The 13,264-nt window shown below is 53.1% G+C and carries 13 protein-coding genes; 6 read left to right on the plus strand and 7 right to left on the minus strand.

Annotation, left to right across the window (positions count from 1 at the left end):
- The 3 genes from PPL9_RS25275 to PPL9_RS25285 all read left to right on the plus strand — a co-directional run.
- Positions 1 to 980: SDR family NAD(P)-dependent oxidoreductase (locus tag PPL9_RS25275; protein WP_208989628.1), on the plus strand; the 980-nt coding region annotated here is incomplete at its 5' end.
- Positions 981 to 982: 2 nt separating this feature from the next.
- On the plus strand, positions 983 to 1,789 hold the full coding sequence (locus PPL9_RS25280; protein WP_057465284.1) for a cyclase family protein: 807 nt from the start codon (positions 983 to 985) through the stop codon (positions 1,787 to 1,789).
- Entirely contained in the window at positions 1,789 to 2,517 is a 729-nt protein-coding gene (locus PPL9_RS25285) for an SDR family oxidoreductase (RefSeq protein WP_057465285.1), read from the plus strand. The genes PPL9_RS25280 and PPL9_RS25285 overlap by 1 nt, the downstream gene beginning before the upstream one ends.
- Before the next feature lie 64 nt (positions 2,518 to 2,581).
- Here PPL9_RS25285 and soxR read toward each other — a convergent pair whose 3' ends face one another.
- A complete protein-coding gene (gene soxR, locus PPL9_RS25290; RefSeq protein WP_082597108.1) occupies positions 2,582 to 3,049 on the minus strand; it encodes a redox-sensitive transcriptional activator SoxR in 468 nt (155 codons plus the stop codon).
- A 92-nt stretch (positions 3,050 to 3,141) separates the two neighbouring features.
- Between soxR and PPL9_RS25295 the strand changes: the two genes are divergently transcribed.
- The gene (locus PPL9_RS25295) at positions 3,142 to 3,783 is read left to right on the plus strand and encodes an MBL fold metallo-hydrolase (RefSeq protein WP_057465287.1); all 642 of its coding nucleotides are present in this window, start codon (positions 3,142 to 3,144) and stop codon (positions 3,781 to 3,783) included.
- A gap of 55 nt (positions 3,784 to 3,838) precedes the next feature.
- Here PPL9_RS25295 and ugpC read toward each other — a convergent pair whose 3' ends face one another.
- The 4 genes from ugpC to PPL9_RS25315 form a co-directional block, all read right to left on the minus strand.
- On the minus strand, positions 3,839 to 4,954 hold the full coding sequence (gene ugpC, locus PPL9_RS25300) for a sn-glycerol-3-phosphate ABC transporter ATP-binding protein UgpC (protein WP_057465288.1): 1,116 nt from the start codon (positions 4,952 to 4,954) through the stop codon (positions 3,839 to 3,841).
- A gap of 5 nt (positions 4,955 to 4,959) precedes the next feature.
- A complete protein-coding gene (locus PPL9_RS25305) occupies positions 4,960 to 5,841 on the minus strand; it encodes a carbohydrate ABC transporter permease (RefSeq protein ID WP_057465290.1) in 882 nt (293 codons plus the stop codon).
- A complete protein-coding gene (locus PPL9_RS25310) occupies positions 5,841 to 6,752 on the minus strand; it encodes a sugar ABC transporter permease (RefSeq protein WP_057465399.1) in 912 nt (303 codons plus the stop codon). Before PPL9_RS25310 ends, PPL9_RS25305 begins: the two co-directional genes overlap by 1 nt.
- A gap of 100 nt (positions 6,753 to 6,852) precedes the next feature.
- Positions 6,853 to 8,103, minus strand: coding sequence for an ABC transporter substrate-binding protein (locus tag PPL9_RS25315; RefSeq protein WP_057465291.1), 1,251 nt, complete (start codon positions 8,101 to 8,103; stop codon positions 6,853 to 6,855).
- A gap of 205 nt (positions 8,104 to 8,308) precedes the next feature.
- On the opposite strand from PPL9_RS25315, the gene PPL9_RS25320 reads away from it, so the two are divergent.
- Positions 8,309 to 9,361 carry a LacI family transcriptional regulator gene (locus PPL9_RS25320; RefSeq protein ID WP_057465293.1) on the plus strand — a complete coding sequence of 351 codons (1,053 nt, stop codon included), beginning with the start codon at positions 8,309 to 8,311 and terminating at the stop codon, positions 9,359 to 9,361.
- 4 nt (positions 9,362 to 9,365) lie between these two features.
- Here PPL9_RS25320 and PPL9_RS25325 read toward each other — a convergent pair whose 3' ends face one another.
- Both PPL9_RS25325 and PPL9_RS25330 read right to left on the minus strand, forming a co-directional pair.
- The gene (locus tag PPL9_RS25325; RefSeq protein ID WP_057465294.1) at positions 9,366 to 10,058 is read right to left on the minus strand and encodes an HD domain-containing protein; all 693 of its coding nucleotides are present in this window, start codon (positions 10,056 to 10,058) and stop codon (positions 9,366 to 9,368) included.
- A gap of 166 nt (positions 10,059 to 10,224) precedes the next feature.
- On the minus strand, positions 10,225 to 11,718 hold the full coding sequence (locus tag PPL9_RS25330; RefSeq protein ID WP_057465296.1) for an alkaline phosphatase: 1,494 nt from the start codon (positions 11,716 to 11,718) through the stop codon (positions 10,225 to 10,227).
- A 221-nt stretch (positions 11,719 to 11,939) separates the two neighbouring features.
- Between PPL9_RS25330 and PPL9_RS25335 the strand changes: the two genes are divergently transcribed.
- On the plus strand, positions 11,940 to 13,250 hold the full coding sequence (locus tag PPL9_RS25335; RefSeq protein WP_057465400.1) for a DUF3422 domain-containing protein: 1,311 nt from the start codon (positions 11,940 to 11,942) through the stop codon (positions 13,248 to 13,250).
- Positions 13,251 to 13,264: the final 14 nt, after the last annotated feature.

The raw sequence follows: 13,264 nt of genomic DNA on the forward strand, positions 1-13,264 counted from the left end.
ACACGTATTTCCGTGAGCGGACACCATGGCGGCTTGGGACGGTGCATCTGGAGATTGGCCCCTCCGTTATGTGTCACCTTCACAGTGAGGTGGCGGTGGGGGATGAGGTGCAGTTGATCAACCGGCTCGATAAATCCGGGCAGAGCGTTTTGCTGGCGTTGCCCATGGAGAAAGCCCCGTTGCAGGAGGATGATATGCAGCTTCGTGAATTGACTTGTGATCCGAAGTTCCGACGCATTCTAATCACAGATGCACGCAATCCGAATGCGTATGCGCTGGCAAAGAGCCTGCTGGAGGCTGGAGCTTCTGTGGTGTTTGTTGGAGAGGCTGAGAGTTGGCGCCCCTACCCTGATCGCGCCAAACTTGAGTCTCTTCAAGGTGTTGAACTGGTTTCTTTAGATGTGACTGACACTTCCTCCGTTCAGGAGCTTGCAGGCGAGTTTGGTGGCAAGGTCGATATTCTGATCAACAATGCCCGCTTTGTGCGGCCCGGTGGCATTCAGGGCCGCGGTGATGTGGGCTTTGCTATGGATGAGATGCAGGTCAACTATTTCGGCATGATGCGGCTTGCGCAGGCCTTTGCCCCTGCCATGGCCGGACGCAGTGCGGATGGGGTGAACAGCGCGGTGGCGTGGGTGAACGTGCTCTCCGTCTACTCGCTGGTCAGCAACCCCGGCTTTGGCAGCTTCTCCGCCTCCAATGCAGCCGCGCATTCGCTCTCACAATGTTTGCGGGCGGAGATGGCGGCCTCTGGTGTGCGGGTGGTGAATGTGTATTGCGGGCCGACTGAGGATGAATGGCATCAACCTTTGCCACCGCCCAAGGTGCCTGCGGGTGCGTTGGCGCGGGAGCTGGTGAAAGCTCTGCAAGCAGGGCTGGAGGATGTGTATGTGGGTGACATTGCCAAGGACATCCGGCGTAAGTTCATGGAGAGCCCGAAGGTGCTTGAAAAAGAAATGACAAGTCTGGAGGCACTGTGACCATGGAAGCCTTGAAAGAGAAACTGGCGAACCCGGTTGAGCTGCTGAGCTCTGCTTTGCTTTCCGGTGATGTGGAAGTGGTGGACCTGACGCATACGCTTGATCCAGATTTTCCCGTGATCGTTCTGCCCCCCGAGTTTGGCCAGTGCGCGCGCTTTCGCATGGAAGAGATCTCCGCCTATGATCATCGCGGTCCAGCGTGGAAGTGGAACACCTTCACCTGTTCTGAACACACAGGCACGCATTTTGATGCGCCGATCCATTGGATTTCCGGCAGGGATTTACCCAACAACACGGTGGACTCCATTCCCCCTGAACACTTTGTCGGGCCGGTGGTGGTGATCGATTGCTCTGAAGGGTCTGCGCTGAATGATGATTTTGAGCTGACGCCGGAGATCATTGCTGCTTGGGAAGCCGAACACGGGCGCATTCCGGCGGACAGCTGGGTGTTTATGCGCACGGACTGGAGCAAGCGCCGTGGTGCGGCTTATCTGAATATGCACGATGACGGGCCGCATTCTCCCGGGCCAACGCCTGAGGCTGTTCGGTTTCTGATTGAGGAACGCAACATTCGCGGGTTTGGCACTGAGACTGTGGGGACGGATGCGGGCCAAGGTGTGCACTATACGCCGCCCTATCCGGCGCATTTTTATCTGCACGGAGCTGGCAAGTATGGCTTGCAATGCATGTGTAATCTGGACCAGTTGCCCGCTACGGGTGCCATGATCTTATGTGCCCCGTTGAAGATCAAAAACGGGACAGGTAGTCCGCTGCGCGTTCTGGCGCTGGTGCCGAAGGGAGGCCGTTGATGTCTGAAGATTTCATAGCGGTCATCACAGGCGGCAACAAGGGCATTGGGGCTGCTTTGGCTCATGAAATGCTGGAGGCTGGCTACACGGTCATATGCCTGTCGCGCCGTGAGCCTGAGTTTGAGCACCCGAAGCTGCACTTTCATCAGACTGACTTGTTGGATCAGGCGCAAGTGAGCGCTGCTGCTGAGGCGATTGCGGCTGAGCATGACGTGACGCATCTCATTCACAATGCGGGGCTTATCTTCCCCAACCTGATTGAGGATGCCGAGGCTGAGGATATTGCCGGACTTGCCCAGCTTCATCTGGGGTCAGCGCTGACACTTCTCAAAGCGTTTTTGCCGAGCATGAAGGCCAATCAGTTCGGGCGCGTGCTGTTTAACGGTTCCCGTGCTGCTTTGGGAGCAAAGACACGGACGGCGTATAGTGCCTCCAAGGCTGGTATGATTGGCATGGCGCGGACGTGGGCGCTGGAATTGGCGCAACATCAGATTACGGTGAATGTGGTGGCGCCGGGTCCGGTGAAAACAGACAACTTCTGGGGCATTATCCCAAAGGGCAGTGAACAGGAGCAAAAGCTGGCGGATGGCATTCCTGTTGGCCGCATCGGCACGGTGGAGGACATCACCAATGCCTTTATGTTCTTTGCCGATCCCAAGTCCAGCTTCATCACAGGGCAGACGCTGTTTGTCTGTGGTGGGATGAGTGTGGGGACTGCCCTGCTGTAATTTCGTGCAGTTAAAGTTCTGAATCAGATTCAGCTCATAACTGCAGATGATTGATGCCGCTGAGTCAGTGTTCTTCTGCCGGCATTTTCCGACGCCACCCGAGTAAGTGGGCGCCTGCCCCATCACTGCTGAGTTTGTCTTCAGGATTAAGGAGATGGCAGTCGGTCAGGGAGAGACAACCGCAGCCGATGCACTCATCAAGGCCTGCTCTCAGGTCCTGAAGTTCTGCAATGCGGTTGTCCAGATCCTGCTGCCACCACGTGGAGAGTTTGGCCCAATCCGCTGCCGAGATCTTCTTCTCGTTGGGCAGTTGATCCATGGCCGCTTTGATTTCCTTTAGAGACACGCCCAGCTTTTGCGCGGCCTTGATCACGGCGATCTTACGCAGGACGGCTGCGGAGTATCTTCTATGGTTTGCGTTGTTGCGCCAGGAGCTGATGAGCCCCTTTTCCTCATAGAAGTGAACAGCAGAGACTGCGATGCCACTGCGCTCTGCAACCTGCCCGACGGTTAACCCTTGCAAGGAGACCATTGTCATTCCTCTATTTTTCGCCTTGACCTCAACATTACTTGAGGAATTAGAAGAGATCATGACAGTAATCAAGACCCAATAAGGAATGGCAGATGAACAAGATTTACGCGGACCTGTGGCAAGTCCCGCTCGAAAAGCGGTTCGGAACACTCCTCTCGCATGCATATTTTTTAAAAACGCCAGCCAGAAACATCCTAATCACAGCCTTTGAGAATTTGGATGAGGCGGTGCAGTTGCGCGAGTTAGGTGGGGTCAATGAGCATTACCTCACGCACAATCACGAGATCACTGAGGGTTTGAGCGAGCTGAAGTTCGTTCTTGGTGCAACGCTGATCGGACATGAAAACATTCAGAAGTTCTTTAGAGGAGATGTCCAGCCAGATTTGCTTTTAAGGGGTTCAGGGCCATTTGTGGGCTCTGACGGATTTCAGGCGATTTACACTCCGGGGCATACGGACAACAACCTGTGCTTCTATTACCCCTCCCCCACTGGCAATAATTACCTATTTACCGGTGACACGATCTATCTGGACAATGGTCGTTTCAAAACACTGATCATGTCCAGTTATGGCGGCAACAAGCAAGAGCTCGCCACTTCACTGCGCAACCTGCGGGATCTGCCGGTAGACGTGATCTTTTGCAGTGTCGCTATGGGGAACTATGAGATTGTTGAGGTCACCCAGCCTGAATGGCACGCTCTGATGGATGAGAAGATTGCAGAGCTGGAACATTGATGCAAAAAAGCCGGAGTGTTTCCACCCCGGCTTTGAACTCGTGTTTTCCTGAGACTTACGCGATGCGCATTTCTGAGGAAGGATCAAACGGGATGGCTTTGTCCATATTGATCGCGAATGGCACGTCCTGCCCGGCAACGACCTGTGCATCCGCACGCATGCGTGCATTGCAGTCTTTGCCGCCGAGAGATGACATCACGTAGGTATCAGAACCAGCTGGCTCCGTTACGATGACGCGGTTTGTGATCTGCTCGATGTGGTTTGCCTTGCGGTCAGCACCTTCAGGGTCGGTGATCGCTTCTGGACGGATGCCCAGCACGATTTGCTTCTGATCAAAACCTTTCAAAGCTTCGGTCGGATTGGAGAACTTGAGGTTCACCTGATCACTGAGGCCCGTTGGAAGCTGCGCGAAGATGCCATCACCACTAGCAACAACCTTAGCTGGAACAAGGTTCATGCTTGGAGAGCCCATGAAGCTGGCGACAAACAGGTTTGCCGGGTTGTCATAGATCTCTTTTGGCGTGCCCAACTGCTGCACGTACCCGCCGTTCATGACAGCAATGCGCGTGGACAGCGTCATTGCCTCAATCTGATCGTGTGTCACGTAAACAATGGTTGTTCCAAGCTTTTGGTGCAGTTTCTTGATCTCCGTGCGCATATCAACGCGCAGTTTCGCATCAAGGTTGGAGAGCGGCTCATCAAACAGGAACACATCCGGATCACGCACCAATGCACGGCCCATGGCCACACGCTGGCGCTGACCGCCGGAGAGCTGGCCCGGCTTGCGATCCAACAGCGGTTTGATCTGCAGCATCTCGGCAACGTCGCTCATTGCCTTTTCGCGCGCAGGCTTAGCAACGCCGTGCATTTCCAGACCGAACGTGATGTTTTGACCGACCGTCATGTTCGGGTACAAAGCATAGGACTGGAACACCATTGCGATGTTGCGCTTGGACGGGTGTACCCCGTTCATGGTCTGCCCCTTGATGGCGATGGTGCCGGAGGTGATATCCTCCAGACCGGCAATCATGTTGAGCAGAGTGGATTTTCCGCAACCGGACGGCCCGACGAGCACGAGGAATTCCCCTTCCTGCACGTCGATATCGATGTTGTGAAGCACCTTGGTTGAGCCGTAAGACTTGGTCGCATTGTTGATTTTCAGAAAGCTCATAGGTCTTATCCCTTCACCGATCCGGCCATCAGGCCTCTTACGAAGTAGCGGCCAGCCACGATGTACACGAGCAGTGTCGGCAATGCGGCGAGGATCGCTCCGGCAAAATGAACGTTATATTCTTTGACGCCCGTTGACGAACTGACGAGGTTGTTCAGCGCAACCGTCATTGGCTGGCTGTCCAGATCAGCAAACGAGGCACCAAACAGGAAGTCGTTCCAGATGTTGGTGAACTGCCAGATGACAGAAACAACAATGATTGGACCGGAACTTGGCAGCATGATGCGCCAGAAGATGCGGAAGAACCCTGCCCCATCAATCTGAGCTGCGCGGATCAGCTCTGTCGGGAACACCTGATAGTAGTTCCTGAAGTACAGCGTGGTGAAGCCGAGGCCGTAAACCACATGCACCAGCACCAGACCCGGTGTTGACCCTGCAATGCCGAGGAAGCCAAGCACACGCGCCATTGGGATCAAAACGATCTGGAATGGAATGAAGCAGGCAAACAGCATCAGACCGAACAGGATTGTATCGCCCTTAAAGCGCCATTTGGTCAGCACGTAGCCGTTCAAAGCACCCAGAACGGTTGAGATCGTAACTGCCGGAAACACCATCTTGAGAGAGTTCCAGAAGTACGGCTTCAGACCTGTAGGTTCTACGCCGATTTGCGCGCTGTTCCAGGCTTTAAACCAGGGTTCCAGCGTGAAGACCTGAGGCAGTGACATCATGTTTCCGCCAGTGATCTCTGAAAGAGGCTTAACGGAGTTGAGAACCATAATGCCAAACGGCAGCAGGTAGAATGTCGCGAACAGGATCAGCATCAGGTAAATGAATGCGCGGGTGATGCGCCCTGTGCTGATGGCATTATCTGTCGAGGCTACGGACATTATTTTTTCTCCCGCAGTTCGGCATAAAGGTAAGGCACCATAATCGCAGCGATGGTCATGAGCATGATAACAGCGGAGCTGGCGCCAATGCCCATCTGGTTGCGGGTAAAGGTGTAGGAATACATGAAGGTCGCTGGTACTTCCGTCGCTCTGCCCGGTCCACCGCCCGTCAATGCCACGACAAGGTCGTAGGACTTAATTGCAAGGTGAGACAGGATCACGAAAGCTGACAGGAAGGCTGGACGCAGTTGCGGGATAATGATCCGGCGGTACATGTTCCAGTTGGATGCCCCGTCGATTTGTGCGGCCTTCAGGATTTCGTTGTCGATGCCACGCAATCCGGCAAGGAACATGGCCATAACGAAGCCACTTGTTTGCCAGACAGCTGCAATCACAACCGTGTAGATGGCGAAGTTACGGTCCTTGATCCAGTTAAACTCGAAGCTCTCCCAGCCCCATAAGTGCATTGTGTGCTCAAGGCCGATGCCCGGATCGAGAAACCACTTCCATGCTGTTCCCGTTACGATGAAGCTGAGTGCCATCGGATACAGGAAGATTGGACGCAAGAAGCCTTCTCCGCGGATCTTCTGGTCCAGAAGAATCGCAAGACCCAAGCCGATAGCTGTGCAGACTGCGATATACAAACCTGCAAAAATGCCAAGGTTTTTGATGGCAATGGACCAATGCCGTAGCCGGAACAGCTTTTCATAGTTCTCCAGTCCGACCCAGTCATAGACTGGCAGAATACGGCTTCCTGTGAAGGAAAGGTATACGGAGAAAATGATAAATCCATAGACAAAGACCAAGATCAAAGCCAACGAGGGTGATAACACCAGTTTGGGAATGAGATTTTGGAGTCTTGTCCGCAGGTCCGGTTTTACTGCCGTTGGCGTCGCATAGTCAGCGGCCATGGCAACGGATGAGTTGGTCTGATCGACCATGATCCCTGCCCCCAGATTCTATGTTGTTTTGGGAAAAATGGGGCCAACACATCGTCGGCCCCACTTAAAATTACTTAGCGATGGAGACAGCGTCTACCAGCTCATCAACAGCGGTAGCGGAATCGAACTCACCGTTAAAGTGTGCTGTTACAACGTCATAAATGGCGTTTTTAACAGATGCTGGTGCAGAGTGGCCGTGTGCCATGGAACCGTAAAGGTTGCCGCTTGCAGCAGCTGCAGCCAGATCTTTCATGCCCTGTTTTGCACATGCATCAAACGCTTCGTCGGAAACGTCTGTGCGTGCAGGAACGGAGCCCTTCACCACGTTGAATGCAGACTGGAAGGCAGGAGACAGGATTGCGCTTGCAAGGGCAGCCTGCTCTTTAGACACTTCACCGCCCTGATCGAACATAGCGAACTGGTCAGCGTTGAAGGTTACCTTGTCCTGAGTGCCAGGGAAACGGAAGCAGAGGAAGTCTTCGCCTGGCTTTTTGCCAGCACCGAGGAACTCACCTTTTGCCCAGTCACCCATCATCTGGAAGCCAGCTTCACCGTTGATGACCATTGCAGTTGCAAGGTTCCAGTCACGACCAGAGAAGTTGTCATCTACGTTTGCACGCAGAACGGACATGCGATCAAACGCTTCCTTCATGGTGTCGGAACCAAGAGCAGCTTCGTCCAGATCAATGAAGGCAGCTTTATAGAAGTCTGCTCCACCGGTGGCCATGACGATTGCATCAAACAGAGTTGCATCCTGCCAAGCCTGACCGCCGTGTGCGAGCGGCGTTACGCCAGCTGCTTTCAGCTTCTCAAGTGCTGCAGTGAACTCTTCCCAAGTGGTTGGAGTTGCAATGCCGTTTGCGTCCAGAACTGCTTTGTTTGCCCATACCCAGTTGGTTGAGTGTACGTTTACCGGCGCAGCAATCCACTTGCCATCGTACTTTGCAAAGCGCTGAAGTGCTGCAGGTACAACTTCGTCCCAGCCTTCTTTCGCTGCAACAGCGTTGAGGTCTGCCAGAGCGCCTTCTTTTGCCCAGTCCTGAATGTCGAACCCAAGCATCTGAACGGCTGTTGGTGCGTTACCAGCGGTTACGCGTGCACGCAAAACAGTCATTGCGCTTTCGCCGCCGCCACCAGCAACAGGCATATCTGCCCAGCCAATGCCCTGAGTTTCCAGATCCTGCTTAAGAACGTTAAGCGCAGCTGCCTCGCCACCTGCTGTCCACCAATGCAGGACTTCCACGTCTGCTGCCAAAGATGGAGCAGCTGTTGCTGCCAACAGAGCCAGAGCCGATGTGGTTTTTACTAGTAGTTTGTGCATGTGTTGCCTCCCGATCACAACTTAAAATTTCTACACAAAAATACGACTAACATAGTACTTATAACGTTACAAATATCGGATCTGTCAATGCAAAAAGTGAACCCATTGACTTGAATGATCTTTTTTGTATCAAATGATACTCACCTATTATGTTGTATCGTTATAACGAAGATCTAACTGTTTTACGGGAGGTAACTGGCTTCACATGTCGACACAAAAACCGCCAAATTCCTCCACTCATTCCACCTCGAAACCTACGCAGAAGACAATCGCGGAGATCACCGGCCTTGCGGTGACAACTGTCTCGCGGGCACTTCAGGGTGATGAAAAGATTGCACAGGCAACCCGGCTGCGCGTAAGTAAAGTTGCTGAAGAAATCGGCTATGTTCCGGACCGTGCTGCGCAAAGATTACGCACCGGAAAGACTAAAGTAATCTCACTGATTCTTGACCCCCATAACGAAATTCTGGGGTTTGGGAACTCGCTGATCACAGGTGTGGCTCATGCATTGGCTGGGACGGACTACCACCTTAATGTGACACCGCAGTTCCTTGGCGGTGATCCGATTGAGCCTGTTGAATACATTGTGCGCAACAAACTGGCTGACGGAATCATCTTTTCGCGGACGCGACCTTTTGATGAGCGGGTGCGTTTTTTGAGGGAGCGCAGTTTTCCGTTCACCACACATGGGCGAACTGAATTCGGCTATCAACACTCATATGTGGATTATGACAACGAGAAGTTCGCTTACGAATCTGTCTTGCGGTTGATGCAAAAAGGGCGGCGCAGGATTTGCGTTATTCTACCGCCCAACCATTTTACGTTCCATCAGCATCTGAATTACGGGTATATGCGGGCTATTCGGCAAGAAGGTTTGCAGTGCTACATTCCTGAGGGCATCAACCTTGATTCAGATATGCCTGAGATTTTTGAATGGGCACAGACGATTGCCAGGACAAGCGATGCACCGGATGGATTTATCTGCCCTGGTGAGACCTCTTTCCTTGCGATTGCGAACGGGTATCGGCAGGCAGGCAAAGAGCGTGGGCGGGATTTTGATGCGGTTGTGAAATCAAGTTCACAAACGCTGCATCAGATTGATTCACAGATCGACAATATCAGCGAGGATATTCGGCAGGCCGGTGCTTTGCTGGGAGCAAATCTGCTAAAGACGATGTTGCACCCGGACGGCCCGTTTGAGCAGACCATCCAGGATCCGGACATCACATTCCCAGCTCTCAAATCTTATCAGGACTGAGTTCTCAGGACGCGACTTTCGGTGCTTCCTCTTCGATCCAAAGGTCATCGCCTTCCGGATAGGTAAAACCTGTTTCGGCGGCCAGCTGCTTCAGGAAGCCAATCATGTAGTCGGTGCGTTCGCGCGCGACTTCACGGCCTTCCTTGGTCTGCATGGTTTTGTGCAGTTTGAGCAGTTTGAGCGCGAAATGATCGACGCCGAATGTCTTGTCGTCGAGGTCGCGGTCGCTGGCGAACAGGTCGCCACCATGGAACAGGTTAGAGTTCATGGTTTTGGCGATATAGAAAGTGCGGGCAATGCCGATTGCGCCGAGGGATTCCAGACGATCTGCGTCCTGAAGGATCTTGGCTTCAATCGTTTGCGGCTCGATTTCAGCTGAAAAGCTATGTGCTTCAATGGCGTGCTTGATCTTCTCGATTTTTGCTGCTGAAACACCCAGCTCAATCAGGATCGGTTCAGCGGCATCAGCTGACAGCTTGGAAGCCTTTGCACGGTCCGGAGAGTTCTTGGGGACATTGACCAGATCATGCAAGTAGGCAGCTGCGATCAGCACCTCCTCATCGCCCTCACCGCGACGCTGAGCGATGTCCAGCGCTGCCAGTTTTACGCGGCGCGCATGGTAGAGGTCGTGGCTGGCATCGTCACTCTGATCATGCGCTTTCAGCGCCGCTTCCAAATTCTTTTCGAACTCAATCATCGGAACTCACAGTTATCAAATGAGCCCGAAACCTACGTCAGGTCAGTGTGCATTTCGAGGCAAAACTGGTCTGAACCCCCGATAAAATTCCGCGGGCTCAGGCTGAAGTTAACGATCGCCGCTTACATGATATAACCAAGCATCACGACAACACTTCCTTATCATGCTAGCGGTTTTTGGCGTTTGCAGCGTAGTTCATGACATTGAAGATGTAATTCTGCTCGATTGTACCATCAAACAAGTGCGCCCATGGACCTCTTGCATAGACCGCAACATCTTCTCCCGAATGGGTTTCTGAGGGCGTTGGAAGCAAGGATTGCTGTTTGAAGTCTGGGTCTGTTGCCTCTTCCTGTGACAACACTGAACGCGTGCCGAACCAGTTGTTTTCTTCTGTGAGAATTGAGCCGGGACCATTGAGATAGCTGGCGACAGAGTATGGTTTTCCGTCCAGCATCAGGTGCATTTCATTGGTGTGTTTGACGCCGTTATTGTCGATGCCCATGCACAGCCCGTTGATCGGCGTACCGCGTCCGCAATAGCCGTTGAACGACAAAGTATGGGCATGATCCGCAGTGACGATGATCAGAGTGTCCTGATCGCTGGTCATTTCTTTCGCCATGGCGACAGCGTCTGCAAATGCGACACCGTCTGTGAGGGCGCGATAGAGATTTCCGGCATGATTGGCGTGATCGACACGACCACCTTCTACCGTGAGATAGAAGCCGTTTTCATTATCCTGCAACGCTTCGATGGTCCATTTCACCATTTCGGCCAGGGAGGGCTGGTCTTTTCGATCATACTCATACTGCATATGATTTGCTGCGAAGACGCCAAGGACAGGTTTGTCTCCAGAAGGATCAAGATCATTAAAGGAGGCCTCATTCCAGGCATAAGAGGCGCCAAACGCCTTGGCTTCTTCGATCAGGTTGCGTCCATCCTTGCGATTTCCAGCAGTGCCCTCGATGGTCTTTTTGGTTTCAGGCAGCATATGGCGCTGCCCTCCTCCGAAAGCGATGTCAATGGTGCCGTTCTTGATCTGCTCAAGCAGCTGTGATGCGATATCCGGCACATCGCATCCCTCCGGCACGTCAGAATCGTCTTCAAACCTGCGACTGGCGACGTGGGCATAGGCTGAGGCTGGTGTTGCGTCCGTGAGGCTTGCTGTTGAGATGATGCCGACCGCCTTGCCTTCTGCAGCCATCACTTCTGCAATGCTTGCGACACTGGCGCTTTCGACAGCCGAGCAGTCACCAACATTCAGTGTTTCATCAACCCCGAGGACACCGGCTTTGGTCTTCACGCCTGAATGGAACGCTGTTCCGGTTCCCGCAGAATCTGGCGTTTGGGCGTTCACATTGTAGGTTTTGACCAGTGCGCTGTGAGGAAATGCCTCTTTTGGCAGAACATTTTCTTCGCCCAGCAATCCATTTTGCTGTCCCTGAAAGACCCGCGTTGCATAGTTTGTTGAGATGCCGTTGCCATCCGCGATCATCAAAATGATGTTTTTGGCCGGTTTGGTGGTCGGCTGCTGAGCGAGTTTGCTCTCAATCTCCGCCTCTGCAGCCTCAAACCATCTGTTGTTTTTTTGAGGGAAATCAGTCTCTGCCGAAGCATAGGATGCGGAACAGGCCAGCAGGATCGCAACAAGTGGCGTTTTCATTTCAAATCCTCAAAAAGTGATATTTCGGGAGCAGTGTGTACTTTACAATTCTTATGGTTAGCTGTGCTGAACAGGAAGAATTCGAGTTAGTTTTCATCTTGATTGCAACGTCTCCGGCTCCTTCTGCGACAATCCGGCGCAATACGTATTTTTATGTAGATCACCAGAGTTGCCTGCTTCACACTTGGACTTTCTGGCTTGAAAACCATGAGGGGCACGCTTTGGGTAAGATTGATGACATGTTGGAGGAGCCTTGTACTGCGCGGCACCTTCCCGAACATCCGCTGCGCCAGGCCATTCTTGCAGAAGTTCATGCCCGGCCCTTCGTCCCCATGCATGGGGAGTGGCAAATTCTGCAATATGCCTTCATGGTCGAACAGGATAACAAGCAAGCAGAACAGCAAGCTGTGCTTCGTTTCATCTCAGAGGAAACGAGCACCACTTCAAAAGCCTCAGAGCACTATCTGCATCAGGCCTTTGAAGGCTATTCTTTACGCTGGGAGCAACACAGCGAGTTTTCTACCTATGCTGTAGAACAGCCTCTTCCCTCAAGCTTTCGCGCACAAGATGTTGCTCTCTTTGCCAAGGGCCAGCTCAACCCTCCGGGGCAACTGATTGCAGCCGTTCAGCTTACGATAAAAGCTGCGGAACATCCCGAGGCTGGAGATCTGTCTGATGGGTTTGATCTGGCAAGCCTGAGTGTTTCCCAAATCATTGAAGGACGTGCAACGCTGGTCACCGACTTCAAGGCCGGTGATGATGGCATTGTTTCGTTTCTGCTGCTGGATCATGGGCTGTCTCCGTTGGAACTGGGAGCAACCGTGCGGCGTGTTCTGGAACTGGAGACTTACCGGACTCTCTCTTTGTTGGGGCTTTATGAAGCGCGGAAGCAGCAGATCGTTGTAAGCCGCATTGAGCAGGAACTCGTGGGCATAACCGCTCAACTGCGCAATTCAGGAGACGCAGAAGCACATTCTCTGGCGCATAACGAGGAGCTGCTGGCAGATCTTTCTTCTCTTGCGGCAGATCTGGAAGCTTCTGCGATGGAAAGCCTTTTCCGGTTTGGGGCAACACGGGCCTATTCCGATATTGTCGGGCGGCGTCTGGACACTCTTGGGGAGAGCAACGTCTCTGGTTACGACATGATCGGGCGGTTTCTCAACCGGCGGCTCGCGCCAGCTATGCAGACGTGCCGTGCTATTGAAGAGCGACAAGCCAACCTTTCGCGAAAGCTGACACGAGCTGTCGGCCTGTTGCGCGCCCGGGTGGATGTGGAGCTTGAACGACAAAACCGAGACTTACTGAAGTCGATGGATCAGCGTGCAAAATTTCAACTTCGATTGCAGCAGACGGTGGAAGGGCTTTCGATTGCAGCAATCTCTTACTACGTCATCAGCCTGATCGGATACGCTTTGAAGGGCGCCAAGGCTGTTGGCTCCCCGCTTGATCCGGCTGTTGGTATGGCCGCATCTGTTCCGCTGGTGGTTGGTGTGCTCTGGTACGCCTTGAGAAGGCTGAAAGCTGCACACTAGAGTTTGATGGCGGC

The sequence above is a fragment of the Pseudovibrio sp. POLY-S9 genome (genome assembly GCF_001431305.1).
Taxonomy (GTDB): Bacteria; Pseudomonadota; Alphaproteobacteria; order Rhizobiales; family Stappiaceae; genus Pseudovibrio.